This is a genomic window from Saccharibacillus sp. WB 17 (genome assembly GCF_008634075.2).
GTDB lineage: Bacteria > Bacillota > Bacilli > Paenibacillales > Paenibacillaceae > Saccharibacillus > Saccharibacillus brassicae.
Genome location: NZ_VPFK02000043.1, coordinates 110,406 through 135,790, shown reverse-complemented (window position 1 = coordinate 135,790; position 25,385 = coordinate 110,406). Strand labels below are relative to the sequence as shown.

Below are 25,385 nucleotides of genomic sequence, written 5' to 3'. Positions count from 1 at the left end.
GTGCCGCACGCTTCGGCGCCGCCGCCCCGGCGAGCCGGCGCCCTGCGGCTCGCCGCCACCGCCATGCTTGGCGCGGCCTGGCCCGGCGCACGGCCGGACACGTCCGGCTATGCCGCGGCCGATCCGGCCAGCCGCTTTCTGCTCTGGGCGGTGACAGGCGCCGGCAAGACGGAAATGCTGTTTCCGCTGATCGAGAGCGCGCTGCGCCGCGGAGGGCGGGTATTGGTCGCGACTCCGCGGCGCGACGTCGTGCTGGAACTTGCGCCCCGATTGCGCAGGGCTTTCCCGCACGAGCCGCTGACGGTCTTGTATGGGGGCAGCGAAGAACGCTGGCATAGAGGTGTGATCACGCTTGCGACGACCCATCAGCTGCTGCGGTTCGCGCGGGCGTTCGATCTGGTCGTGATCGACGAATTGGACGCTTTTCCTTTTCACGGCGATCCGATGCTGTCTTATGCCGCCGAGATCTGCCGGGCAGACGGCGGCAGAACCGTTTATCTGTCCGCCACGCCGCCGCGCGGCATGCTGGCGCTCGTCCGCCGCGGCAGGCTGGCCTGCGCCAAAGTGCCCGTGCGCTACCATCGGCATCCGCTGCCCGTGCCGGAACTGCTGCGCATGCTGCCGCTTGCGGAGTGCCTGCGCCGGGGCCGCCTGCCGGACGCCCTGCTGCGCAGATGCGGGCAATCGCTGCGCCGGGGCGCCCAGCTTTTTGTTTTCGTTCCGAAAATTGCGTACGCCGAACGTCTGGCCGCTCTGCTGCGCCGGGCTTTTCCGGGCGTAGCAGTCGGCGCCACTTCTTCGCAAGACGGAGAACGAGGAGACAAAGTGCTGTCTTTTCGCTCCGCCGAGGTCCGGATTTTGGTCACGACGACCATTTTGGAACGCGGCGTGACCGTTCCCCGCAGCGACGTCTATATTCTGGATGCGGACAGCCGATTGTTCGACGAAGCTTCGCTCGTGCAGATGGCCGGCCGCGCGGGGAGGTCGGCCGAAGATCCGTCCGGCTGCGTCGTATTCGCTTCCGCGCAGCATACGGCCGCCCAGGCGGGAGCGTGCCGGCAGATTCGCCGGATGAACGGATGGGCCAAGCCTTTTCTGCTGACCGCTCCCGGCGGGGACTCCAGTCCTGTTCATTCGCCCGAAGGGCCGAAACGATGAACGGATTCCCGAATCCTGCCGCCGCCTTGCGCCGCCTGCTGTCTCCGCGGCTCGACGCCTGCCTGGCCTGCGGCCGTCCCGCTTCTTTGGGCGCGTCGCTGCCGCTGCTGTGTCGGCGCTGCGCCGCCCGCGTGCCGTGGATCACGGAGCCCCGCTGCCTCGTCTGCGGGCGGGCGCAGGGCTGTCCCGATTGTTTGCGTCCGGATGCGGCCCACCGGGCTTTTGCGCTGAATCGCAGCGCGGCCCTGTATGACGGGACGATGCGGGAATGGATCGCCGCGTACAAATACGGCGGACAGGAGCTGTTCGCCGAACCGTTCTCGCTCATGCTGGAACAGGCGTACCGCCGGATGCGCAGCGAGTTGTCGGCACGAAGCGAAGCTGACTCGGCGCATGCGGACAGGGAACTGATCAAGGAGCGTCTGCCTTCCCGTTTCCGCCGTACGTTCCGCTCGGATGCCTGGAGTGCGGACTGCGTCACGTGGGTCCCGGTCAGCGCGGAGCGGCTGGAGGAACGGGGCTTCAATCAGGCGGAGCGGATGGCGCGCCGTTTGGCGAAGCATATCCGGCTGCCGGCCCACGAGCTGCTTGCGCGCACGCGGCATACCGGCAAGCAGAGTTTCAAGACGCGGGCACAGCGGCTGCATAATCTGAACGGCGCTTTTTGCCCTGCTCCTAATTTGGACCCCCGGATCTTTCAGGAATGGGACCTTATAGGAAGAAGAAAACGACCCGGAGGGTCTTTTCCTATTCGAATCCTATTGGTCGACGATATTTACACGACGGGAACGACCGCGGCCGTCTGCGCTTCGGCTTTGCAGCGGCTGGAAGAACGTTCGGGACATCCCGTTTCCGTGTACAGTCTGACGCTCGCCCGTTCGTAAAAGCGCTTGTAATCGCTCTGCTTTCGGTTAAAATGGGAGAAGCGGGATGCTTTTTAACGGAAAAGATAACGATATCCGATATATAATTCGAGGTTTGTTTTTTATAGGAACAACGAAAGACGAGGAGGCACTTCAAGATGAATTTGGCGAACTGTCCGCGCTGCGGCAAGGTTTTCGTGATGAATTACAAAGGAATCTGCGCCAACTGCGCAAAAGATATCGAGAACGAATACGAGGCCTGCGTCAAATATTTGCGCGATAACAAAGGCGCCCACATGCAGGAGTTATCGGACGAGACCGGCGTCAGCATCCGGCAGATCACGACGTTTATCCGCGAAGGACGCATCTCCACCGCGAGCGCGCCGAACCTGAGCTACGAATGCGAAGTGTGCGGAACGTTTATCCGGGAAGGAAATATGTGCGATTCCTGCCGGACCAAGCTCGCCGGAGATCTGCGTCAGGCCGGCAAAGAGACCACGCCCGCCCAGAAAAACAATTCGACCGGCGCCTACAAGGCATTTGACCGCAACCGGCCGCTGTAAAATTCGTGCAGCTTTACCCAGCAATAGGAATAGCGAAACGGAAATAGCCCGAATTTACGCTTGACAATTTAAATTTTTTCTTTGAATAGCTCTAAACAATGTTTGAAGAGGCGCCGATAAACTTAGTATAAGCTTATCGGTGCTTTTTCCTAGCCAGCGAAAATACAAACCTTCAGGAGGTTGAATATATTATGAAGATCAACGAACCATCGAGAATCGGTGCCTTGAACCCTTACCAACGGACCCAAGAGACGCAGCGTACCGAAGAAACGAAGAAGACGGCGCGCAAGGACGAAGTTACGATTTCCACGGAGGCGATGGAGATGCTGCAAGCTGCCAACAAGCCGGCTGAAGGCGACCGCGCTGCACGTATTCAGGAATTGAAGCAGCAGGTATCTGCCGGAACTTATTCGGTGGACGCAAATAAAATTGCCGAAAAACTCTTACCTTTTCTTACGTAATGACCGATAAAGGTTATAACGGAATGGGGGACTTTTTCAGAAGCCCGGCAGGTCCGGAGCTTTTGGGAAAGTCCTCTTTTTAAAATATTCGGAAAGAAAGGTGAGCGATCTTGGCACTGAAGGCGTTGATCGGACAGCTGGAGCAGCTGAACCGTTCCCATCTTGAAATGATCGAAATTGCAGGGGCGAAAAAGGAAGCCGTCATCAAAAACGAAATCGACGTATTCATCGCCACGATGAACCGCGAATCGAAGCTGCTCAAACGCATTCAGGCGGAAGACGAGCAGCGCAGCGAGCTGGCCTATGCCTTCATGCAGGAGCGGGGGATCAAGTCTCGTCTTAAGCTGACGATCGCGGAGATTTCCCGACTCGTATTCGACCCGGACGAGAAGAGAGAACTGCTGGACGTGCACGCCCGCCTTTCGGATACGCTCATGCGTCTCAAACAAATCAACGATTTCAACCGCCAACTGATCGGGCAGGCGCTTTCGTTTATCGACCTCTCGATGGAACTGATGTCTTACCGCCCCGAGCAGGAAACGACTTATCAGCATCCGGCTGCGCAGTCCTACGGCTACGGCCGTTCGGGTATGTTCGATCGCCGCAGTTAACGAGTAAAGGAGAGAATTCATGACATCCACATTTCATTCATTGGAGACGGCCAAGCGCAGTTTGTTCACGCAGACGACAGCGCTGGGCACGACCGGACACAATATCGCGAACGCGAACACGGCAGGCTATTCCCGCCAGGTCGTCAATACCAAAGCCACCACGGCATTCGAGACGCCCGGATTGCGCAACTGGGTTAACCCGGGACAGCTCGGAAGCGGCGTAGAAGTCACTTCGATCACCCGTGTGCGGGACTCTTATCTGGACGATCAGTTCCGGGGCGAGAACAGCGGACTCGGCAGCTGGTCGGTGCGTCAGGAGACTCTGAGCAAGCTGGAAGCCGTCGTCAACGAACCTTCGGATACGGGCCTTAGCGCCGTCATGAACAATTTCTGGTCGGCCTGGTCCGATTTCAGCAAAGACCCGCAGGATATCACCAACCGGAAGATTATTAAGGAAACGACGCTTGCCATGACGGATTCCTTGAATCAGACGTCCAAGCAGCTGGATGCGATGACGACCGACTTGACGGCCAACATCAATCTCAAAGCGACCGAAGTCAATTCGCTGCTGCAGACGATCGCCGATTTGAACGCGGGCATCAACAAGGTCGAAAGCCTCGGCAACAACGCCAACGACCTGAGCGACCAGCGCGATCACGCGGTGGATCAGCTGTCCAAAATCGCCAACGTGACAGTAACGAAGCAGGACGCCGGATATCAGGTGTCGCTCGGCGGGACGGTAGCGGTAGCGGGCACAACGGTAACGCCGGTGACGGAAGCTACCTTAAAAGCGGCTTATGACGGCGGAACTTTGAACAAAGGCGAATTGTACGGAATGTTCGTATCGCGCGACGATTACGTTGTCGATTATCGGGCCCAGCTCGATACGCTGGCGAATACGATGGCCAACGGCAAGTTCGAAGTGACCCTTCCTTCGGGCAGCGTGCTTCCGGACGGCACGACGCTGAACGTCGTTAATGCCGACGGTACGCAGACCAGCACGACTTTCTCGAACGCATCCAACAACCGTACGCTGACGGGCGATCTGAAAGTAAAAGTGGACGGGATCAACGGACTGATGAAAATCGGCTACACGATTGACGGCGCGAAGCCGTCGGCCGGCGTGGATCTGTTTACGGCGAGCAGCGGCGGAGCGATCACGGCCGGCAACATTACGCTGAACCAGCAGATCCAGAACAATCCGAACCTGATCGCTTCTTCGTTCCGCGTAAACGGAGCCGGCACGACAGGCGAGACCGTCGTCAAAGGAAACGCCGGACTGGCGCTGATCATGGCCGACATGAAAAGCATGAGATTCGATTTTGGCGCTGCGGCATCCACGCCGGTCACGATCGACGATTATTTCAGTTCGATCACCGGACAGTTGGGCGTACAGTCCAAAGAAGCGGCTCGGCAGGCGCAAAACGCAACCGATCTATCCGATCAGGTGGAATCGCTCCGCCAATCCGTCAGCGGCGTCTCGATGGACGAAGAAATGACCAATCTGGTCAAATTCCAGCAGGCTTACAATGCCAGCGCACGGTTCATGACGACATTCGACGAAATGCTCGATAAACTCATCAACGGCACCGGCACGGTCGGCCGCTAACTTTTAGGGGGGATTAACAATGACCATCCGGATGACTTCCAATATGATGAGCTCCACGCTCCTCGGCAACCTGAACAAGAATTTGTACAAGATGGACAGTTTGGAAAACCAGATTTCTACCGGTCGCAAAATCAACAAGCCTTCCGACGATCCTGTCGGCGTGACCTACGCGCTCCGCTATCGCTCGCAGTTGGCCGGCAACGAACAATTCCAGCGCGCGACAGACTCGGCGCAGAGCTGGCTTGACGAGACGGACAGCCAGATGGGAAGCGCAGGCGACGTCATGACGCGGATCAAGGAACTCATGGTTCAGACCAGCACAGGGACCTATTCGGAAACGGATATGCAGGCGGCCGCGAATGAAGTCGAACAGCTCAAAAAGCAGCTGGTCGATATCGGCAACAGCAAATTCGGCGGAAAGTTCATTTTTAACGGACAAGATTACGGTTCCCTGCCTTATCCGACAGCACCCGGAACGGATTATTCCCAGGTCGACACCGATAATTCGGCCGTGAAATACGTGATCGGCGAAAATATCCAGTTCCAGATCAACACCTCGGGCAACGAATTTTTCGGCATGAAAGGCGAAACGGATAACGTGTTCGCAGCCTTGGACCGCGTCGTTTCGGCGATGAAATCGGGTAATCAGGCGGGCATCACGGCCGAAACGGGCAGCATCGAATCGAGAACGAACAAAATGCTCGCAGCCCGTGCGGAAGTCGGAGCGCGCACGAACCGCGTCGAACTAGTAAACAGCCGTCTTTTGGATCAGGAGAAAAATACGACGACGCTGCTTTCCAAAACGGAAGATTTGGACGTTGCCGAAGCTCTGATCAAAGCGACCAGCGCTCAGACCGTGTACGAAGCCGCGCTGAAGTCTTCAGCCAACATTATGAGCACTTCCCTGATCGATTTCATGCGTTAAGAATAGGCTCCATGTTGAATTTTTATGATCGAACATATAATCTGAAGCTATGGACAAAGATCCGTAGCTTTTTTTAAATCGCGAGGAGGATCTATAAATGGTACAAATTCAATCCGTTCATTTGGGAGAGCTCACGGTGGGCGAAGAAGATCTGATTACGTTTCCGAAAGGAATTCCCGGTTTTGAAGAGGTTACGGAGTATGTGCTTTGCGATGTGGACGGAACCTACAGCTATCTGCAGGCCGTCAATCAGGCGGAGTTGGCTTTTATCGTCACCGATCCGTTTACGTCTTTTCCCGAGTACGAATTCGAACTTTCCGATGATTTGATCAAAGAGCTTGGCATCACGGAGGAAAAAGGAGTCGCTATTCGCTGTATCGTAACCTGGAACAGCAACTCGGCGCGTACGACCGTCAATTTGCTGGCTCCGCTTGTGTTTAATACTTCGGACCGCTTAGGTCGGCAGATCGTGCTGCAAAATACGGCGTATCAAACCAAACATTTCCTGAATCAGCCATCCCAAAGTGAAAGCGGGGAAGTCTAATGCTGGTACTTTCCAGAAAGAAAGGCGAGTCGATCGTGATCGGCGACGATATCGAACTCACCGTTTTGTCCGTGGAAGGCGATACGATCAAACTGGGCATCCAAGCGCCCAAGCAGATCGAAATTTTCCGCAAAGAGATTCTGGCATCCGTTCAGGAGAATAACGAAAGCGCGGCGATCGATCCCAAGCAGTTTCTTGCTTTGCTTCAGGCGCAGGTGAAAAAAGATTAGAACCTAGAAAAAATCTTAAAAGCTATTCACAAAAATGGGGATTAGAACGATATATATAGTAAGGCAAAGGAAGCTGCGCAGAGCGATCGGCTGCGAGCGACCGGTGCTAAAAAAACCACATGGATGTGGGAATAACCAACTTCAGGGAGGAATTACAACATGATTATCAACCACAATATTCAAGCCGTTAACACGCACCGCAACATGGGGCTGAACAGTGCCGCAGCGAGCAAGAACATGGAAAAACTGTCTTCGGGTCTGCGTATCAACCGTGCAGCGGATGACGCAGCCGGCCTGTCGATCTCCGAGAAAATGCGCGGCCAGATCCGCGGCCTCGAACAAGCGCAGCGCAACGTGCAGGACGGTATCTCGTTCGCGCAAACAGCGGAAGGCGCGATGAACGAAGTGAGCTCGATGCTGGGCCGGATGAAAGAACTGAACGTTCAGAAAGAAAACGGAACATACGGTTCGGGCGACAAAGCCAACATCGATTCCGAATTGAACGCACTCGGTTCGCAGATCGACAGCATCATGACGAACACGAAGTTCAACGGAATTAGTATTACGTCGACCGTATCCGTTCAAGCGGATGATTCCAGCTTCAAAATTTCGGTTGCAGGCGTGAATACGGGCGGATTCGCTGGACTGAGCAAAGCAACTTCTTTGTCCAATGTCAGCGGCGCAATCGAAAAAGTAGCGACGCAGCGCGCCAACTTGGGTGCGGTCCAAAACCGTTTGGAATACACGTCGAACAATCTTGGGACTACCGTCGAGAACCTGACAGCCTCCGAGTCGCGGATCCGCGATACGGATATGGCGAAGGAAATGGTCGCTCTGTCGAAGAACAACATTCTCCTGCAGGCTTCGCAGTCGATGCTGGCGCAAGCCAACCAGTCGCCGCAGGGCGTTCTGTCCTTGCTGCGTTAAGATCCATTCAACGCCGCTATACCGAGAAGACCTTCCCGCGGGAAGGTCTTTTTTTTTTGGCGCAGCTATCGCTCGCAAGAATAAAATTTTCTGTTTTTAAAAATCTTGATTTACTCTTCATTTCCAAAACTGTGAAGTCGATAAATAAAGTAAGGAACGGGAAGCCGCATGAAGTCTTAAGCATCTTTTCTCGATCCACACCAACCACATGGACGTGGGAATAACCAACTCAGGGAGGAATTATCAACATGATTATCAACCACAATATTCAAGCTGTTAACACACACCGCAACATGGGACTGAACAGTGCCGCAGCAAGCAAGAACATGGAAAAACTGTCTTCGGGTCTGCGGATCAACCGTGCAGCGGACGACGCAGCCGGCCTGTCGATCTCCGAGAAAATGCGCGGTCAGATCCGCGGTCTTGAGCAAGCGCAGCGCAACGTGCAGGACGGCATCTCGTTCGCGCAAACAGCGGAAGGCGCAATGAACGAAGTGAGCTCGATGCTGGGCCGGATGAAAGAACTGAACGTGCAAAAAGAAAACGGAACTTACGGTGACGGCGACAAGTCGAACATCAACTCCGAATTGGACGCTCTCGGCGATCAAATCGACAGCATCATGTCTAACACGAAGTTCAACGGAATCGGTATCAAAGGAGCCACTTCGAGTGTATCCGTTCAAGCCGACGACTCCAGCTTCAAAATTACGATCAACAAAATCGATACTACAGGATTTAGCGGCTTGGACAAAGCCAGTACGCTTGCTACTGTAAGTACAGCAATCGAAAAAGTAGCGACGCAGCGCGCCAACTTGGGTGCGGTCCAAAACCGTCTGGAGTACACGTCGAACAATCTGGGTACAACGGTCGAGAACCTGACAGCCTCCGAGTCGCGGATCCGCGATACGGATATGGCGAAGGAAATGGTCGCTCTGTCGAAGAACAACATTCTCCTGCAGGCTTCGCAATCGATGCTGGCTCAGGCCAACCAGTCGCCGCAGGGCGTTCTGTCCCTGCTGCGTTAAGATTAAAGATAGGCAAAGAAAGAGAAGACCTCCCGTGGGAAGGTCTTTTCTTTTTGCTATAAATCCCTTTAAGAACGTGAATGATTCTGTTTTTAAAAAAATTGCGTTCACTCTTCATTTCCAAAACTGTAAAGTCGATAAATAAAGTAAGGAACGGGAAGCCGCGTGCAATGTATAAGTGCCTTTTCCGGATCCAAACCAACCACATGGACGTGGGAATAACCAACTCAGGGAGGAATTATCAACATGATTATCAACCACAATATTCAAGCTGTTAACACGCACCGCAACATGGGGCTGAACAGTGCGGCAGCGAGCAAGAACATGGAAAAACTGTCTTCGGGTCTTCGTATCAACCGTGCAGCGGATGACGCAGCTGGCCTGTCGATCTCCGAGAAAATGCGCGGCCAAATCCGCGGTCTCGAACAAGCGCAGCGCAACGTGCAGGACGGCATCTCGTTCGCGCAAACGGCGGAAGGCGCAATGAACGAAGTGAGCTCGATGCTGGGCCGGATGAAAGAACTGAACGTGCAAAAAGAAAACGGAACGTACGGCGCGGGCGATAAGTCGAACATTAACTCCGAATTGAACGCACTCGGTTCGCAAATCGACAGCATCATGTCTAACACCAAGTTCAACGGCATCAAGATCACTTCCAACGTCAGCGTTCAAGCCGACGATTCGAGCTTCAAAATTTCGATCAGCGGCGTAGCCACTGGTGGTTTTACCGGGCTGGACAAAGATACGTCGCTTGCTGACGTAAGTTCGGCAATCGAAAAAGTAGCGACGCAGCGCGCCAACTTGGGTGCGGTCCAAAACCGTTTGGAGTACACGTCCAACAACCTGGGCACTACCGTCGAAAACCTGACAGCCTCCGAGTCGCGTATTCGCGATACGGACATGGCAAAGGAAATGGTGGCTCTGTCGAAGAACAACATTCTCCTGCAGGCTTCGCAGTCGATGCTGGCGCAGGCGAACCAGTCGCCGCAGGGCGTTCTGTCCCTGCTGCGCTAAGAGGGTAAAGCTAATAAGCTGTTTGAAAAAGCCTCCTTCAAGGAGGCTTTTTCTTTTATTAAAATTTAATCTTAAATAACTAAATAGCGCTATTCATATTGCAGGAAAAAAAGTCGATAAACGAAGTAAGAAACAGCGAAAAAGATCTGAAAATGTCGAAATTGCTGATTCTTCAACCACACGGATGTGGGAATAACCAACTCAGGGAGGAATTACAACATGATTATTAACCACAATATTCAAGCTGTTAACACGCATCGCAACATGGGACTGAACAGTGCCGCAGCGAGCAAGAACATGGAAAAGCTGTCTTCGGGTCTTCGCATTAACCGTGCAGCGGACGATGCAGCCGGTCTGTCGATCTCCGAGAAAATGCGCGGTCAGATCCGCGGTCTTGAACAAGCGCAGCGCAACGTGCAGGACGGTATCTCGTTCGCGCAAACGGCGGAAGGCGCAATGAACGAAGTCAGCTCGATGCTGGGCCGGATGAAAGAACTGAACGTTCAGAAAGAAAACGGAACGTACGGTTCGGGCGATAAAGCCAACATCAATTCGGAATTGGATGCTCTCGGCGATCAAATCGACAGTATCATGACGAACACGAAGTTTAACGGAATCAATATTACTTCGACCGTATCCGTTCAAGCCGATGATTCGAGCTTCAAGATTTCGATTACAGGCGTAAGTACAAGCGGTTTTGCAGGATTAGGTAATGGTACGGCACTCTCCAGCGTCAGCAAAGCAATCGAAAAAGTAGCGACGCAGCGCGCCAACTTGGGTGCAGTTCAAAACCGTCTGGAGTACACGTCCAACAACTTGGGCACTACCGTTGAGAACCTGACGGCATCCGAGTCGCGTATCCGCGATACGGATATGGCGAAGGAAATGGTGGCTCTGTCGAAGAACAACATTCTCCTGCAAGCTTCGCAGTCGATGTTGGCGCAGGCCAACCAGTCGCCGCAGGGCGTTTTGTCACTGCTGCGTTAATGTTTCAAAAGACTTCGCTTTTGCGAAGTCTTTTCTAATTTCCAGCCAAATCGTTAAGCATTAATTTTCCCTGTCTCTTCATAACCAGCAATAAAAAGTCGATATAAGGGTAAGACAGGGAATGTTATAGGACAGATTGCTTAAGCAATCCCCGGCTAAACTAACCACATGGACGTGGGAATAACCAATTCAGGGAGGAACTAAATCATGATTATCAACCACAATATTCAAGCTGTTAACACGCACCGCAACATGGGACTGAACAGTGCTGCAGCGAGCAAGAACATGGAAAAACTGTCTTCGGGTCTGCGTATCAACCGTGCAGCGGACGACGCAGCCGGTCTGTCGATCTCCGAGAAAATGCGCGGTCAGATCCGCGGTCTCGAGCAAGCGCAGCGCAACGTGCAGGACGGTATCTCGTTCGCGCAAACGGCGGAAGGCGCGATGAACGAAGTCAGCTCGATGCTGGGCCGGATGAAAGAACTGAACGTGCAAAAAGAAAACGGAACGTACGGCGCAGGCGACAAGTCGAACATCAATGCGGAGTTGAACGCACTGGGTTCGCAGATCGACAGCATTATGACCAAAACGACGTTCAACGGAATCAATATCAACAAAGGATCGGGTACTTCCAACGTCGTATCGATTCAAGCGGACGACTCGAGCTTCAAAATTTCGATCAACAAAGTCGATAGAGCCGGATTCAGCGGTTTGAAATCGACGACGACTCTGGCTGAAGTGAGCACAGCTATCGAAAATGTAGCCAAACAGCGTGCCGATCTCGGTGCCGTACAAAACCGGATGGAATACACGTCGAACAACCTGGGTACAACGGTCGAGAACCTGACAGCCTCCGAGTCGCGTATTCGCGATACGGACATGGCAAAAGAAATGGTGGCTCTGTCGAAGAACAACATTCTCCTGCAGGCTTCGCAGTCGATGCTGGCACAGGCTAACCAGTCGCCGCAGGGCGTTCTGTCGCTGCTGCGGTAATCGAAAAAATTCGCTTAAAAGGATCCTGCCATGCAGGATCTTTTTTGTTAAATCCAACAGCTTATAAAGCAACTATTTTTTTGAAAACCCTTCATAACATTCTGTCCAAAGTCGATATAAAGAGTAGAGCAGGGAAGAATACAGCATAGGCTGCTGGGTAATCCCGGCTAAACCAACCACACGGATGTGGGAATAACCAATTCAGGGAGGAATTACAACATGATCATCAATCACAATATTCAAGCCGTTAACACGCATCGCAACATGGGACTGAACAGTGCCGCAGCGAGCAAAAACATGGAAAAACTGTCTTCGGGTCTGCGCATCAACCGTGCAGCGGACGACGCAGCCGGTCTGTCGATTTCCGAGAAAATGCGCGGTCAGATCCGCGGTCTCGAACAAGCGCAGCGCAACGTGCAGGACGGTATCTCGTTCGCGCAAACGGCGGAAGGCGCAATGAACGAAGTCAGCTCGATGCTGGGCCGGATGAAAGAACTGAACGTTCAGAAAGCAAATGGAACGTACGGTTCGGGCGATAAAGCCAACATCAACTCGGAGCTTAAAGCACTGGGTTCGCAGATCGACAGCATCATGACCAACACGAAGTTCAACGGCATCAGCATTACGTCGAACGTTAGCGTTCAAGCCGACGATTCGAGCTTCAAGATTCAGATCAACGGTGTCACCAGAACCGACTTTACTGCACTTGGAAGCGGAACTACGCTTACTCAAGTTAGTACGGCTATTGAAACGGTAGCCAAGCAGCGCGCCAACTTGGGTGCGGTTCAAAACCGTCTGGAGTATACGTCCAACAACTTGGGCACTACAGTCGAGAACCTGACAGCCTCCGAGTCGCGGATCCGCGATACGGACATGGCGAAAGAAATGGTGGCTTTGTCGAAGAACAACATTCTCCTGCAGGCTTCGCAATCGATGCTGGCTCAGGCCAACCAGTCGCCGCAGGGTGTTCTGTCGCTGTTGCGTTAATATTCAGGTACAGGCAAAAAAGCTTCGCTTCGGCGAAGCTTTTTTTTATTTTTATTAATTTAAATTATACAGAGATTAGTATGTACTATTAATATTGATTCATTAGTACTATTAGTATTAATTTATTAGAAGTCGATATAATAAATAGAGCCGGAGAAGGAAAAGCATACTTTGCTGAATCGCTTCCGGCTCTACCAACCACATGGACGTGGGAATAAACCAAATTCAAGGAGGAAAAAATCATGATTATCAATCACAACATCCAGGCCGTCAACACACACCGTAACATGGGACTGAACAATGCCGCAGCGAGCAAGAACATGGAAAAACTGTCTTCGGGTCTTCGCATCAACCGTGCAGCGGACGACGCAGCAGGGCTGTCGATCTCCGAGAAAATGCGCGGTCAGATCCGCGGTCTCGAACAAGCGCAGCGCAACGTGCAGGACGGCATTTCGTTTGCGCAAACGGCGGAAGGCGCGATGAACGAAGTCAGCTCGATGCTGAGCCGGATGAAAGAACTGAGCGTACAGAAAGAAAACGGAACGTACGGCGCAGGCGACAAGTCGAACATCAATGCGGAGTTGAACGCACTGGGTTCGCAGATCGACAACATCATGACCAAAACGACATTCAACGGAATCAATATCAACAAAGGTTCGGGCACTACCAACATCGTAGCGATTCAAGCCGATGACACCAACTTCAAAATTTCGATCAACAAAGTCGATAGAACCGGGTTCAGCAATTTGAAATCGACAACGACTTTGACCGAAATCGGAACGGCTATCGAGAACGTGGCCAAGCGGCGTGCCGATCTCGGCGCCGTCCAAAACCGTCTGGAGTACACATCGAACAATCTGGGCACTACCGTCGAGAACTTGACGGCATCCGAGTCGCGGATCCGCGATACGGACATGGCGAAGGAAATGGTGGCTCTGTCGAAGAACAACATTCTCCTGCAAGCTTCGCAGTCGATGCTGGCGCAGGCCAACCAATCGCCGCAGGGCGTTCTCTCCTTGCTGCGTTAATTCTCGCAAGATTTTGTACGGCAAAAAGCTTCGCTTCGGCGGAGCTTTTTTTTATTTATATGGATTTTCATAAATATTCCCGAAAAAATGCCGATATATAAGATAACAATCATGCGCAGACTGAACGGATCAGCCCTTATAAGTAACAAGAAGAGTGGAGGAATACTTATGGATTCAAGCATAACGTCCGGGTTTAACGGGGGACTTCCGATTCAACAACCTTCCTTTCCGAAGCGGGAACAATCAGCAGAAGCAGCCGTCGTTCCGGCGGTGCCGATGACGACGATTCCCAAGCTTCATCAAACGCAAGAACAATCGCTGCAAGAACTGGAGAAGGCGATCCAAGCCATTCAAGGTCCGCAGAAATCTCTTGAAATCTCGATGCACGAGAAAACTCATGCCATTATGATCAAGGTTTTGAATAAAGAAACGGGAGACGTCATTCGTGAAGTTCCTTCGGAAAAGATCCTGGACGTCGTAGCGAAAATGATGGAACATTCGGGGATTTTGGTTGATAAGAGAGTTTGAGACGATAAGCGTTTTTAATTGGGAGGTTATTCGATGGTTACAAGAATTACGGGTATGGCTTCTGGCATGGATATCGACTCGATCGTCAAAAAGCTGATGACCGCCGAAAGTGCTCCGCTCACCAAAATGAATCAGCAGAAACAGGTGATGGAGTGGAAGCGCGAGAGCTATCGCGACATCAGTACCAAAATGGTTACGTTTCAAGAAAAACTTTCCGAGCTTGTCAATTCTTCGACCCTTACATCGAAGCAGGCTACCGTTACAGGCAACACTTCAGCGGTTACTGCTGTTGCTTCTTCATCAGCGAGCGGTACATTTGATGTGAGTGTTACTAATCTTGCGTCGGCTTCTTATGCGGTTACTGAAACAGCGGGAACAGGAAAGCCACTAAATACACCTTTAGGTCTAGCAAAAGGCGATGTTAGAGTAGGGAATGTAAACATCTCCTTAGATGGAACAGAAACGATCGATGACTTTGTGAAAAAAGTGAATGCAAATAAAGATGCTGGAGTCACCGCTATATATGACACAAAGAACGGAATATCTTTCACTTCCAAAACAACAGGAACTTTAAAAGAAGATGGGAAAACCTCGAACGACTTAGTTTCTATAGAAGACCCTTTACCAACAGATCCTTTATCGGAAAAATTTGGGATAAGTAAGAGTCTGGCAGATATTTTTGGTTTGAAGTTTGAACCAGGTGTGGATGCCAAACTTAAGATCAATGGGCTGGAAGTTATAAAGCCAACCAATACATTCGACATGAATGGTGTCAAATTAACATTAAATTCGGCTACTTCTCCTGGGTCAACGACAAAAATTAGTGTAGCCGATGATACGGACAAAATCGTAGCTTCGGTCAAAGGGTTCGTAGATGCTTACAATGACGTTCTTGCGACCGTTAACGGAAAAATCGGAGAAGAACGATACAAAAAATATACGCCGCTTTCTACAGAACAGCGCGCAGCGATGAGCGACGATGAAGCCAAGCTCTGGAACGAAAAAGCGAGAAGCGGCATGCTCAAAAACGACAGCATCCTGCAGGATTCGGTTGCCAGCATGCGTACAGCCATGGTACAAGGCGTCAAGTTGGCAGACGGAACTACGCTTTCCATGGTATCGCTGGGCATCACGACCGGCAATTACCAGACCAAAGGCAAGCTGGAACTGGACACGGATAAATTAAAAGCGACGCTCCAAAGCAATCCCAACGCCGTATCGGATTTCTTTAACCAGGATTATTCCAAAGCTTTTGCCAACAACACCTTTACCGAAACGGACGGCATGCTTGCGAAGATGCGCAAGATCTCTACCGGTTCGCTGCAAAGAATGTACGATACGGCGGGTACTTCGCGAGCAAGCAAAGACGTGACGGCTTCATTCATGAACACAAGCGTCATGGGTGAGCAGCTGACCTCGCTTGATCGTCGAATCAGCGAGATGACGACCAAATTAAATCGAATCGAAACGAATTATTTTAAGAAATTCACTGCAATGGAAACCGCGATCAACCGATATAATAGTCAGTCGTCCAGTCTGGCGGGTTTGTAATTTAAAGGAGGCTGTCCATTTTGATCTATTCACCTTATCAGAAGTATCAGCAAGCGCAAGCACAAACGGCATCCAAACCAAAGCTTCTGATCATGCTGTACGATGGAGCGATCCGATTCGTACGAGCAGGCATGGAAGGTATCGAAGAACGGAATTACGAGAAAGCCAACAATAATCTCTGCAAAGCCCAAGCGATCGTTCACGAATTGATTTCTTCGCTCAACTTCGACTATCCGATCTCGAAAGACCTGTTGTCGATGTACGAATATATGCTTCACTGCCTGATCGAGTCCAATGTTCGCAAAGATATCGGGAAGTCCCAGGAAGTTCTGGAGTACATCACCGATCTTCGCGAAACTTGGGTAGAAGCGAGCAAAATGTCCGGTGCAGGCACAGCCGGAGCTGTCTAATGATTGAACACTCCGTAGAGCCGGTTGTGGAAGAGTCCGTGACGAGCCTGCTGGACCAACTCCAGTTCTTGTCCGAAGAAGCCATTGAAAAGCTGGAGGAGATGGACGAGGAAGAATTCGAGCAGTTCTCCAGCTTTCGGGAAAAACTGACAGAACGTCTGATGGAACTTCGATCCGAAGTTACGGATGAAGATCGGAGCAGGATCGAATACATCTTAAAGTTCGATCATCAAATTCTTCAGAGAATGCATGCTTTGAAAGACGAAGCGGGTCATTGGATGGAGCAGCAGGGTAAAATCAAAGTGCAAAAGGGTGCTTATCAGCAAGCTTATGCAGCCAACAGCATGTTTTTCGATCATCGTAAATAAAAACCCCTCCGTGGTCCTTATTGGATCAAGGGGGGATTTTTTTTATAAAGCTTCACTCAAATCATACGGAATCCGATATATTAGGTATAGAAAAGACTACTTCGGAATGGTGGTATAACCTTGAACAACTTCGAACGGAATCTCGCTGTTCTCAAAAATAAATTTCCGCATGTCTGGAACGAACTGAAGGACATCACGGAAGTAACGTTGGCTAATCCCAATGCTTACGTAGAACCTGTTGAACAAGACATTCCCTGGTTGGAAGCTGTCAAACAATCGGTTGAAGACACGGAATGTATTTTCGTATACGGGTTCGGCCAGGGACTGGGTATCGTGGATCTGATCGAACAGTATACCGGTCGGCTGCTGATGGTATATGAACCGGATCTTGACCAATTTTACCGTGCGATCGTGGCTTACGATTTGACTCCGCTGTTCGATCATCCCAACTTTTATTACCTGGCAGTCGGTACAGAGCAATTGAACTCTCTGTTCTACATGGCTTCGCTGCATATGCATAATGAACTTGCATTCGTTGCACTTCGGCATTATCTGGAATCGGAGATGGACGTGCTGCGGGAAGTACGGGAAAAGTTTCAAAAGTACAATCATACTTACGAATCGAACCAAAATACGCATGCGCTTTTCCAACAGGATTGGGTTCGAAACAGTATGTATCAGATGGGAGACATGCTGAACTCTCCTTCGATCGAAAGCTTGCAAGGGATTTATAAGGGGCTGACAGCGGTAGTCGTCGCTTCCGGCCCTTCCCTCCAGCAGGACATCGACTGGATTGAACGCATGAAGCCTCATGCCTTTGTCGTGGCTGCGGGTTCCAGTATTCAGGCGCTTGTCAAACACGGAATCAAACCGCATTTGGTCGCGACGCTGGACGGAGGCGTTATCAACAATAAAGTGTTTGAAGCACCGGAGACGCTGGAAGCTCCGCTGCTGTACGCCTCCACTTCCTATTATGGAATTACGGATCGTAAGGCCGGCGGCAAGATCCATGCGGTAATGAGCAACGATACGATCACGCAGTATTATATGGGATTGAATCATCGCGATATCGCAATGACTCCGACGCCTACCGTCGTAGGAACCGCCATTCAGGCCGCTATATGGATGGGAGCGACGCGGATCGTGCTGATGGGGCAGGATTTGTCTTTCCCGGGCAATAAGTTTTATGCGGACGGCGTGAACCACGTAGGCGAAAGCGATAACCGGAACCTGGTGGAAAATGCGGAAGTGGAAATCCCGAACGTCAACGGCGGCATGAACAAGACCAACGTGAACTTCATGTTCATGAAAGACGCGCTCGAGAAACTGTTCGGTTCGCTGCCGGATATTGAATTCATCAACACGACGCGTAACGGCGCTTCTCTGGCAGGAACGACATGGGAACCGATTGAGAACGTCTACGAAAAGGTGACCGGCCAAGCATTCAACGAGGAACTGCTGCTGCAGTCGACTTTAGAAGCTGTATCAAACAGGAAGTTGGAACGAATCGAATTTACAAAAAACAGATTGAAAGCTACATTGAACGATTTTAACCAGGTAGAGAACGAAGTCAAAGCGCTCTTGAAAGTCATCAATCCGATTCGCGAAATAAGCCGTACCAAACCAGCCAAATGCCAAAATGCGATCGTGGAGATCGAAGAGCGCTGGACGCGCATCGTGAACCGGGAATGGTTTACGCAGATCTACGAGAGCGTACTTCCGCGGGAGATGGCAGCGTTCGATCAGAAGCAGCCTCTAATCGTACTCGAACAGAACTTGATGAAAAAAGCGGATTTGTTGTACGACGTGTTGGGAACTTTATTGAAAAATATCAAAATTAAATTCCCTTTCTTGAACGAGATTTTTACAGAGTCCATTTCGCGAATCGAACAGGTTGAACGGAAGGAGGCCGAGCTGTGAATTCCATATACAAAGACAAAAAAATTCTGGTCATTGGCGGGACCGGAACGATCGGAACTCATCTGGTCAAACGGCTTCTTCAAGAAGAACCGCAGGTAATCCGGATCTTCAGCCGGGACGAGCATAAGCAATACGAGATGGCTATCGAATTCGGGAAGCACTCGGACCGGCTGCGCTTTTTGATCGGAGACGTGCGAGATCAGCAGCGTCTTGAGCGCGCCATGGAAGATATCGACTACGTCTTCCATCTAGCCGCAATGAAGCATGTGCCTTCCTGCGAATATAACCCTTTTGAAGCCGTACAAACGAACGTAATCGGTACCCAGAATGTCATTCAGGCCGCTATCGCCAACAACGTGAAAAAAGTGCTGTTTACGAGTACGGATAAAGCGATCTCTCCAACGAATACGTACGGAGCGACAAAGTTGACCGCAGAGCGACTTATTTCAGCGGCCGAATATCAAAAAGGATCGAAAGCCACGGTTTTTTCGTCAGTGCGCTTTGGGAATGTGATGGGATCCCGAGGATCGGTGATTCCGTTGTTCAAAAAGCAGATCATCGAAAATGGACAGATTACGGTTACCGATCCGGACATGCTTCGATATATGATGACGCCTTTGCAAGCGATTGAATTAATCTTAAAAGCAAACGAGATTGCTGATGGCGGCGAAGTTTTTGTATTGAAGATGCCGGTTATTCGAATTGGAGATCTCGCGGAAGTATTGATTGAGCTGGTTACCAAAAAACACGAAATTCAAAAGAAAATTGAGATTCAATCTATTGGGCTGAGACCCGGAGAGAAAAGATATGAAGAGTTGATGACTCAAGATGAACACATATTGGCTGTTGAACGTGAAGATATGTTTATTATTCCGGCAACTTTTATAAGAAAAGAAGTTAAAATCGTTCAGCATCCGAATGTGCTGGAAATGCTGCCTATTGAGAAAAACTTGATTAAAGAGTGGATTCAAAAAGAGCAGTTGATATAAGCATAGGAGGTAGCGATGACAGTTGCCGTAATTATTCAAGCTAGAATGGGATCAACGCGGCTTCCCGGAAAAGTCATGAAGAGGCTGGCAGACCATACGGTGCTCGGACATGTGATTACCCGATGTCAGGAAATGCCTTTGGTCGATCATATCATTGTGGCAACTACTGTTTCGGAGGAAGACACCGCTATTTGTATAGAAGCGAAGAAGTATGGCGTTACTTGCTATAGAGGCAGCGAAGAGAATGTGCTAAGTCGGTATTACGAAGCGGCTGCAATGGTCGAAGCCGATATTATAGTTCGAATTACTTCCGATTGTCCGTTACTGGATCCTGAAATTTCAAACTCTGTAATCGAGTATTTTATGAGTTCCGATTACGACTATGTAAGCAGTGGGCTAAGTCAAACCTTTCCCAGAGGCTTAGATACGGAAGTGTTCTCTTTCAAAGCTTTGAAAACTGCCTATAATAATGCTCAAGAAGCTTTCGAGAAAGAGCATGTAACCCCTTATATTTATTTGCATCCGCAAATCTTCAAGGTAAGTTCTTTCTCCAATGCTACAGATCAATCTCGGTATCGTCTAACGCTAGATACTGAACAAGACTGGGATTTGATTTTCAAAGTTTACCAACAGTTGTACAAAGGAAAATCTTTTGGAATAAACGCCGTTTTAAAATTGTTCGAGCAGTACCCATCTCTTTCTTTGATAAATAAGGATGTCCAACAGAAAAAACTTGGAGAATAACGAAGATGAAAATAGCGATTCGTACAGACTCCAGCGTTGCAATCGGCGCAGGACATGTAATGCGCTGTCTAACATTAGCTCACATGCTAAAAGACCTTGGAGCTGAAATCCATTTCATTCATTCTGATTTGAAGGGGAATCTGTCTCAAGTCATAAAAGTAGCAGGGTTTAAAGTGCACGTCTTTTCGCCGGACTTTGAACATGAATCTTTATCAATGGATTCATTAATCGCGAAAATGAGTGGATGTTCTAATCAGGATGTAGAGAAAACAAGCAAGATCCTTGAAAAGCATGGTCCTTTCGATTGGGTAATCGTTGACCATTATGCGTTTGATTCAAACTGGGAGAGTCAAATTTATTCGTATACGAAGCATGTATTTGTTATTGACGACATGGCAAACCGATCTCATGAATGCGACGTTTTGCTGGACCAAAATTTTCATTTTGATGGTGCATCCCGATATGAAGGTTTAGTTCCAAACCGTTGCCGACTATTATTGGGAACAAGGTTTTTATTACTTAGAAAAGAATTTTATGCTGTAACGAGGAATCTAAAAAGACGAGATCAAGCCATTTTTCGATTGTTAATTTTTTTCGGAGGCAGCGACGTCAGCAATGAGACGGAGAAGGCGCTTCGAGCTGTTCAAATGTTAGAAGGTTATAACCTTCATGTCGATGTAGTAGTAGGAGCAAGTAATCCGTATAAAGAAAAAATAAGCATGATATGTGCAGAAATTAAAGATGCTGTTTTTCATTGTCAAATCGACTATATGGCAGAATTGATGTGTCAAGCCGATCTGGCTATAGGAGCCGGAGGATCTACGACTTGGGAACGCTGTTATCTGGGTGTGCCTGCGCTTGTCGTTATTTTGGCGGAAAATCAGCGGATTGGCATTGAAGAGCTGGAACCGATAGGTGCTTTTATAAATCTTGGGGATTATCGCAAGGTTAAGAAAGAACTCATTTATGATCAGCTTACTGATTTGTTAAATAATCCGGATAAACTGAGGCGTATGAGACAGCAGACTTCCAAGTTGGTATCGAAAAAGAGCATTATTAAACCAAAAGAGTGGATAGAAATATTTAATGGGGAGAAAAATCAATGAACATAGGTTCTTACTCCATGCGCCCAATCAGTGAAGAAGATTTGCCGAAATTACTGGAGTGGCGAAACTCGGATCCGATTCGTTCAAAAATGATTACCGATCATTTTATCACGATGGAAGAACATCTAAAATGGTTTGAGAAAATAAAACAGTATACCCCTAGTCTTCATTTCGTTTTTGAATATGAAGCAGAATCTGCCGGATATATCGGCTATACGGATAGGGATACAGCTAGCGGCACATGCTCTTCAGGACTTTATATCGGATTGCAAACCGGGTTGCCTCCAGTTTCTGCATTTGCCATTGAATTTTTGATGCTTGACTATGCATTCAAACAGTTAGAAGTTCGAAAGCTATGTGCAGGGGTTTTTGCTTTCAATCGTAAGGTGATTCGGTTGCACAATCTGTTCGGATTTCATCAAGAAGGAATTTTGCAAAGACATGTTTTAAAAAATGGGAACTATGAAGATTTTTTGTTAATGGCTGCATTTGCTGACGAATGGATAGAGAAAAGAAATGAATTTCATCGATATTTCAAATGACTTGAGCTGATTAAAAAAAACTGAAAATATATAAAAGGAGAAATGGAATTGGAATTTCAAATAGGCAGTCAGTGGATCGGGAAAAACCATAAACCTTTCATTATTGCAGAAATGTCGGGTAATCATAATCAATCTTTGGAACGTGCGCTAGCTATCGTTGAGGCAGCTGCAGCGGCTGGAGCCGATGCATTGAAGTTGCAAACTTATACTGCAGATACGATGACTCTCGATATTCATGAGGGAGACTTTTTTATCGAAGATCCGAATAATCTTTGGCAGGGAAATTCTTTGTATAATTTGTATTCGGAAGCGTATACGCCTTGGGAATGGCATAAGCCAATCTTCGACCGTGCGACAGAATTGGGCATGCTGGCATTCAGTACGCCTTTCGACGAAACGGCTGTAGATTTTTTGGAAAGCTTAAATGTGCCTGCTTATAAAATAGCGTCTTTTGAAAATACGGACATTCAATTGATTCGTAAAGTAGCCGCAACAGGTAAGCCGCTTATTATCTCTACCGGAATGGCATCGATCGCTGAACTCGACGAATCGGTATGTGCCGCGAGAGAAGCAGGGTGCCGCGATTTAGTTTTGCTGAAATGTACAAGTACCTACCCGGCAACGCCGGAAAATACAAATATTTTGACAATCCCTCACATGGAACAATTGTTTGGTAGTATGGTCGGAATGTCCGATCATACAATGGGGGTAGGTGTCTCTGTTGCTTCGATTGCGCTGGGCGCCGTCGTAATTGAGAAGCACTTCACACTTAAAAGATCTGATGGAGGAGTGGATGCTTCTTTCTCGCTTGAACCCCAAGAAATGGAATCGCTTGTTATTGAGACCGAAAGAGCTTGGCAAGCGCTTGGTCGTGTTTCTTATGGACCGACGGAACGCGAACAACCGTCTCTTAAGCACCGAAGATCTTTATATATCTCACAGAATTTACGGAAAGGAGATGTATTGACTCGTGACAATATCAAAGCAATTCGTCCTGGTTTGGGGCTGCCTACTAAATATTTAGATGAAATGATTGGGCGCGTCGTTTCACGAGACGTTTCCAAAGGTACGCCTTTAACATGGGAGGTCATTTGAAATGAAAAAGAACATCTTACTTACCGGAGGAGCCGGATTCATCGGCCGCTGGGTTGCCAAAAAGCTGCTTGAAGAAGGTCATCAGGTATGGATTTTGGACGACTTGTCCAATGGGCAAGCTTCAAACATCGCCGAGCTGCGAGACCATGCCAACCTTAAAGGATTCGTGGAAGGAACTATTCTCAATGAGAAGCTGCTGGCGAAGTTGTTCGAGGAACACCGCTTCGACATTTGCTACCACCTCGGTGCTTCCATCAATGTTCAGGATTCGATCGATGACCCGCGTACTACTTTTAACAACGATACCGTAGGCACCTTCTATATTTTGGAGCAGTGCAAAAGGCATGGTACAAAAGTGGTCTTCATGAGCACCTGCATGGTCTACGACCGCTGCAGCAATGAGACCGGCATAGATGAACTCCATCCGACCAAACCGGCTTCGCCCTATGCGGGAGCGAAAATCGGAGCGGAAAACATGGTGCTGTCCTATTATTACGCTTATGGACTTCCTACCGTAGTCATTCGTCCGTTCAACACCTATGGGCCTTTCCAAAAAACCGGCGGCGAAGGCGGCGTCGTAGCCATTTTCATCAAGAATGCGCTTGAGGACAAAGAGTTGAATATCTATGGAGAAGGGACTCAGACCCGGGATCTTCTGTACGTTGAAGACTGCGCCAGATTCGTTGTAGAAGCCGGTTTCAGTGACGCCGTAAACGGAGAAATCGTCAATGCCGGTCTGGGGCACGATATTTCGGTCAATGACTTGGCCGCGCTTATTGCGGGAAGTATGGATAAAGTGAAGCATGTTGAACATATACATCCGCAGAGCGAGATCCAAAAGCTGCTCTGCAACTCGGGCAAAGCGAAGACGCTGCTGGGCTGGGAACCGCAGGTTTCCTTGGAAGAAGGCATAGCGCGGACTCGAGAATGGATCAAACAGGGCGGGCTGGCTTAAGCCTGCCCTGTTTGACTGAATGCGAAGGAGGGAAAACGATGAGCGAGACGAATCGTAGAGAAACGATGCTGCCTTACGGCCAGCAGTGGCTGGACGAAGCCGATATCGACGCGGTCGTGCAGGTGCTTAGAGGCGATTTTATTACGCAGGGACCGGCAATACAGGCATTTGAACGCAAAGTAGCCGCCTATTCCGGGGCCAAATACGGGGTTGCTTTTACGAACGGAACTGCAGCTCTGCACGGGGCCTGCTTTGCGGCAGGAATCGGTTCAGGCGATGAGGTCATTACGACGCCGCTCACCTTTTTGGCAAGCAGCAACTGCGTACTTTATCAGGGAGGGACACCGGTATTTGCGGATATCAATCCGGATACTTATAATATCGATCCTGCCGATATCGAAGCCAAGCTGACTGCGCGCACCAAAGCCGTAATCGCCGTCGATTTCAGCGGGCAGCCTGCGGAAATGGACCGGATCATGGAGATCGGCAGGCAGCATCGGCTCGTAGTCATCGAGGACGCCGCGCATTCGATCGGAGCGGACTACGCAGGACATAAGGTCGGCTCTTGGGCGGACATGACGATGTTCAGCTTTCATCCGGTTAAGCACGTGACGACCGCCGAAGGCGGGATGATCGTGACCGACAACGAAGAATTCTACAAAAAACTGCTGCAGTTCCGAAGCCACGGGATGACGCGCGATCCGCAGGAGCTTACCCGTAACGAAGGTCCCTGGTACTACGAGATGCAGTCTTTGGGTTACAACTATCGGATGACCGATATGCAGGCTGCGCTTGGAATTTCCCAAATGGACAAGCTGGACCTTTTCGTGGAACGGCGCCGTGCGATTGTAAATACCTATAATCGGGAACTGGCCGGGATTCCGGGAATCGTACTACCCAAGCAGCATCCGGATGCCCGGTCCAGCTGGCACTTGTACGTCGTACGTTTTCTGCCCGAGTTTTTCACGGTTTCCCGAAAAGAGATTTTCGAAGCTTTCCGCGAAATGAATATCGGCGTGAACGTGCACTACATGCCGGTTTATCTCCAGCCGTATTACGAACAGTTGGGGTACGCCAGAGGCCTTTGTCCGAATGCGGAAGCTTATTACGAGACGGCGATCACGCTGCCTTTGTTTCCGAAGATGCAGGAGCAGGACATAGAAGATGTTATAGATAGCGCAAAAAAAATCATCGCTTGTTACATGTTCAAACAGCAATAAAAGCGTGGCTTTATTCTTATGGGGGTGTCGTC

At 49.9% G+C, this 25,385-nt stretch carries 28 protein-coding genes; all 28 read left to right on the top strand.

Annotated features, from left to right (window positions below; translation table 11 throughout):
- The coding region (locus FTE24_RS19700; RefSeq protein WP_160441842.1) for a helicase-related protein at positions 1-1,158 on the top strand (1,158 nt) is incomplete at its 5' end.
- The gene (locus FTE24_RS19695; protein WP_150235148.1) at positions 1,155-2,042 is read left to right on the top strand and encodes a ComF family protein; all 888 of its coding nucleotides are present in this window, start codon (positions 1,155-1,157) and stop codon (positions 2,040-2,042) included. The genes FTE24_RS19700 and FTE24_RS19695, both read left to right, overlap by 4 nt.
- Positions 2,043-2,179: 137 nt before the next feature.
- Positions 2,180-2,584 carry a TIGR03826 family flagellar region protein gene (locus FTE24_RS19690; protein WP_150235150.1) on the top strand — a complete coding sequence of 135 codons (405 nt, stop codon included), beginning with the start codon at positions 2,180-2,182 and terminating at the stop codon, positions 2,582-2,584.
- A gap of 191 nt (positions 2,585-2,775) precedes the next feature.
- Positions 2,776-3,045, top strand: a complete 270-nt coding sequence (gene flgM, locus FTE24_RS19685) for a flagellar biosynthesis anti-sigma factor FlgM (RefSeq protein ID WP_150235152.1) — start codon at positions 2,776-2,778, stop codon at positions 3,043-3,045.
- 110 nt (positions 3,046-3,155) lie between these two features.
- Positions 3,156-3,656, top strand: coding sequence for a flagellar protein FlgN (locus FTE24_RS19680; RefSeq protein ID WP_150235153.1), 501 nt, complete (start codon positions 3,156-3,158; stop codon positions 3,654-3,656).
- A gap of 19 nt (positions 3,657-3,675) precedes the next feature.
- A complete protein-coding gene (gene flgK, locus FTE24_RS19675; protein ID WP_150235155.1) occupies positions 3,676-5,265 on the top strand; it encodes a flagellar hook-associated protein FlgK in 1,590 nt (529 codons plus the stop codon).
- 19 nt (positions 5,266-5,284) lie between these two features.
- Entirely contained in the window at positions 5,285-6,190 is a 906-nt protein-coding gene (gene flgL, locus FTE24_RS19670; protein ID WP_150235158.1) for a flagellar hook-associated protein FlgL, read from the top strand.
- A gap of 97 nt (positions 6,191-6,287) precedes the next feature.
- Positions 6,288-6,734 (top strand): flagellar assembly protein FliW, encoded by a 447-nt coding sequence (gene fliW / locus FTE24_RS19665; protein ID WP_150235160.1) that lies wholly within the window; start codon positions 6,288-6,290, stop codon positions 6,732-6,734.
- Complete coding sequence (gene csrA / locus FTE24_RS19660; RefSeq protein WP_150235163.1) at positions 6,734-6,964, top strand: carbon storage regulator CsrA; 231 nt, start codon at positions 6,734-6,736, stop codon at positions 6,962-6,964. The genes fliW and csrA overlap by 1 nt, the downstream gene beginning before the upstream one ends.
- Positions 6,965-7,123: 159 nt before the next feature.
- Complete coding sequence (locus tag FTE24_RS19655) at positions 7,124-7,891, top strand: flagellin N-terminal helical domain-containing protein (RefSeq protein ID WP_150235166.1); 768 nt, start codon at positions 7,124-7,126, stop codon at positions 7,889-7,891.
- Between the two features lie 248 nt (positions 7,892-8,139).
- Complete coding sequence (locus FTE24_RS19650) at positions 8,140-8,916, top strand: flagellin N-terminal helical domain-containing protein (protein ID WP_150235168.1); 777 nt, start codon at positions 8,140-8,142, stop codon at positions 8,914-8,916.
- Positions 8,917-9,162: 246 nt separating this feature from the next.
- Positions 9,163-9,930, top strand: coding sequence for a flagellin N-terminal helical domain-containing protein (locus FTE24_RS19645; protein WP_150235169.1), 768 nt, complete (start codon positions 9,163-9,165; stop codon positions 9,928-9,930).
- Positions 9,931-10,149: 219 nt separating this feature from the next.
- Positions 10,150-10,917, top strand: a complete 768-nt coding sequence (locus tag FTE24_RS19640; protein ID WP_150235172.1) for a flagellin N-terminal helical domain-containing protein — start codon at positions 10,150-10,152, stop codon at positions 10,915-10,917.
- 207 nt (positions 10,918-11,124) lie between these two features.
- Positions 11,125-11,910: a flagellin N-terminal helical domain-containing protein gene (locus tag FTE24_RS19635; protein WP_160441841.1), complete on the top strand. Its 786-nt coding sequence runs from the start codon at positions 11,125-11,127 to the stop codon at positions 11,908-11,910.
- A gap of 219 nt (positions 11,911-12,129) precedes the next feature.
- A complete protein-coding gene (locus FTE24_RS19630) occupies positions 12,130-12,897 on the top strand; it encodes a flagellin N-terminal helical domain-containing protein (RefSeq protein WP_150235725.1) in 768 nt (255 codons plus the stop codon).
- A 242-nt stretch (positions 12,898-13,139) separates the two neighbouring features.
- Positions 13,140-13,925, top strand: a complete 786-nt coding sequence (locus FTE24_RS19625; protein WP_160441840.1) for a flagellin N-terminal helical domain-containing protein — start codon at positions 13,140-13,142, stop codon at positions 13,923-13,925.
- A gap of 168 nt (positions 13,926-14,093) precedes the next feature.
- The gene (locus tag FTE24_RS19620; RefSeq protein ID WP_150235191.1) at positions 14,094-14,453 is read left to right on the top strand and encodes a flagellar protein FlaG; all 360 of its coding nucleotides are present in this window, start codon (positions 14,094-14,096) and stop codon (positions 14,451-14,453) included.
- 33 nt (positions 14,454-14,486) lie between these two features.
- A complete protein-coding gene (gene fliD / locus FTE24_RS19615) occupies positions 14,487-16,004 on the top strand; it encodes a flagellar filament capping protein FliD (RefSeq protein WP_150235193.1) in 1,518 nt (505 codons plus the stop codon).
- A 20-nt stretch (positions 16,005-16,024) separates the two neighbouring features.
- Positions 16,025-16,414 (top strand): flagellar export chaperone FliS, encoded by a 390-nt coding sequence (fliS, locus tag FTE24_RS19610; protein ID WP_150235195.1) that lies wholly within the window; start codon positions 16,025-16,027, stop codon positions 16,412-16,414.
- A complete protein-coding gene (locus tag FTE24_RS19605; protein WP_150235196.1) occupies positions 16,414-16,782 on the top strand; it encodes a hypothetical protein in 369 nt (122 codons plus the stop codon). Before fliS ends, FTE24_RS19605 begins: the two co-directional genes overlap by 1 nt.
- A 120-nt stretch (positions 16,783-16,902) precedes the next feature.
- Positions 16,903-18,702, top strand: coding sequence for a motility associated factor glycosyltransferase family protein (locus FTE24_RS19600; RefSeq protein ID WP_202111930.1), 1,800 nt, complete (start codon positions 16,903-16,905; stop codon positions 18,700-18,702).
- Positions 18,699-19,691: an SDR family NAD(P)-dependent oxidoreductase gene (locus FTE24_RS19595; RefSeq protein ID WP_150235200.1), complete on the top strand. Its 993-nt coding sequence runs from the start codon at positions 18,699-18,701 to the stop codon at positions 19,689-19,691. The genes FTE24_RS19600 and FTE24_RS19595 overlap by 4 nt, the downstream gene beginning before the upstream one ends.
- A gap of 15 nt (positions 19,692-19,706) precedes the next feature.
- Positions 19,707-20,435 (top strand): cytidylyltransferase domain-containing protein, encoded by a 729-nt coding sequence (locus tag FTE24_RS19590; RefSeq protein ID WP_150235203.1) that lies wholly within the window; start codon positions 19,707-19,709, stop codon positions 20,433-20,435.
- A 5-nt stretch (positions 20,436-20,440) separates the two neighbouring features.
- Entirely contained in the window at positions 20,441-21,541 is a 1,101-nt protein-coding gene (gene pseG, locus FTE24_RS19585) for a UDP-2,4-diacetamido-2,4,6-trideoxy-beta-L-altropyranose hydrolase (protein WP_150235205.1), read from the top strand.
- Positions 21,538-22,083 carry a UDP-4-amino-4,6-dideoxy-N-acetyl-beta-L-altrosamine N-acetyltransferase gene (gene pseH, locus FTE24_RS19580; RefSeq protein ID WP_150235208.1) on the top strand — a complete coding sequence of 182 codons (546 nt, stop codon included), beginning with the start codon at positions 21,538-21,540 and terminating at the stop codon, positions 22,081-22,083. Before pseG ends, pseH begins: the two co-directional genes overlap by 4 nt.
- A gap of 42 nt (positions 22,084-22,125) precedes the next feature.
- Positions 22,126-23,178, top strand: a complete 1,053-nt coding sequence (gene pseI / locus FTE24_RS19575; protein WP_150235210.1) for a pseudaminic acid synthase — start codon at positions 22,126-22,128, stop codon at positions 23,176-23,178.
- A gap of 1 nt (position 23,179) precedes the next feature.
- Entirely contained in the window at positions 23,180-24,133 is a 954-nt protein-coding gene (locus FTE24_RS19570; protein WP_150235212.1) for an NAD-dependent epimerase/dehydratase family protein, read from the top strand.
- 38 nt (positions 24,134-24,171) lie between these two features.
- The gene (gene pseC / locus FTE24_RS19565; RefSeq protein ID WP_150235214.1) at positions 24,172-25,353 is read left to right on the top strand and encodes a UDP-4-amino-4,6-dideoxy-N-acetyl-beta-L-altrosamine transaminase; all 1,182 of its coding nucleotides are present in this window, start codon (positions 24,172-24,174) and stop codon (positions 25,351-25,353) included.
- Positions 25,354-25,385: the final 32 nt, after the last annotated feature.

Coding starts and splice junctions, on each gene's coding strand:
- FTE24_RS19695 (WP_150235148.1), top strand. CDS start 1,155: ATGAACGGATTCCCGAATCCTGCCGCCGCCTTGCGCCGCCTGCTGTCT.
- FTE24_RS19690 (WP_150235150.1), top strand. CDS start 2,180: ATGAATTTGGCGAACTGTCCGCGCTGCGGCAAGGTTTTCGTGATGAAT.
- flgM (WP_150235152.1), top strand. CDS start 2,776: ATGAAGATCAACGAACCATCGAGAATCGGTGCCTTGAACCCTTACCAA.
- flgK (WP_150235155.1), top strand. CDS start 3,676: ATGACATCCACATTTCATTCATTGGAGACGGCCAAGCGCAGTTTGTTC.
- flgL (WP_150235158.1), top strand. CDS start 5,285: ATGACCATCCGGATGACTTCCAATATGATGAGCTCCACGCTCCTCGGC.
- fliW (WP_150235160.1), top strand. CDS start 6,288: ATGGTACAAATTCAATCCGTTCATTTGGGAGAGCTCACGGTGGGCGAA.
- csrA (WP_150235163.1), top strand. CDS start 6,734: ATGCTGGTACTTTCCAGAAAGAAAGGCGAGTCGATCGTGATCGGCGAC.
- FTE24_RS19655 (WP_150235166.1), top strand. CDS start 7,124: ATGATTATCAACCACAATATTCAAGCCGTTAACACGCACCGCAACATG.
- FTE24_RS19650 (WP_150235168.1), top strand. CDS start 8,140: ATGATTATCAACCACAATATTCAAGCTGTTAACACACACCGCAACATG.
- FTE24_RS19645 (WP_150235169.1), top strand. CDS start 9,163: ATGATTATCAACCACAATATTCAAGCTGTTAACACGCACCGCAACATG.
- FTE24_RS19640 (WP_150235172.1), top strand. CDS start 10,150: ATGATTATTAACCACAATATTCAAGCTGTTAACACGCATCGCAACATG.
- FTE24_RS19635 (WP_160441841.1), top strand. CDS start 11,125: ATGATTATCAACCACAATATTCAAGCTGTTAACACGCACCGCAACATG.
- FTE24_RS19630 (WP_150235725.1), top strand. CDS start 12,130: ATGATCATCAATCACAATATTCAAGCCGTTAACACGCATCGCAACATG.
- FTE24_RS19625 (WP_160441840.1), top strand. CDS start 13,140: ATGATTATCAATCACAACATCCAGGCCGTCAACACACACCGTAACATG.
- FTE24_RS19620 (WP_150235191.1), top strand. CDS start 14,094: ATGGATTCAAGCATAACGTCCGGGTTTAACGGGGGACTTCCGATTCAA.
- fliD (WP_150235193.1), top strand. CDS start 14,487: ATGGTTACAAGAATTACGGGTATGGCTTCTGGCATGGATATCGACTCG.
- FTE24_RS19605 (WP_150235196.1), top strand. CDS start 16,414: ATGATTGAACACTCCGTAGAGCCGGTTGTGGAAGAGTCCGTGACGAGC.
- FTE24_RS19590 (WP_150235203.1), top strand. CDS start 19,707: ATGACAGTTGCCGTAATTATTCAAGCTAGAATGGGATCAACGCGGCTT.
- pseG (WP_150235205.1), top strand. CDS start 20,441: ATGAAAATAGCGATTCGTACAGACTCCAGCGTTGCAATCGGCGCAGGA.
- pseH (WP_150235208.1), top strand. CDS start 21,538: ATGAACATAGGTTCTTACTCCATGCGCCCAATCAGTGAAGAAGATTTG.
- pseI (WP_150235210.1), top strand. CDS start 22,126: ATGGAATTGGAATTTCAAATAGGCAGTCAGTGGATCGGGAAAAACCAT.
- FTE24_RS19570 (WP_150235212.1), top strand. CDS start 23,180: ATGAAAAAGAACATCTTACTTACCGGAGGAGCCGGATTCATCGGCCGC.
- pseC (WP_150235214.1), top strand. CDS start 24,172: ATGAGCGAGACGAATCGTAGAGAAACGATGCTGCCTTACGGCCAGCAG.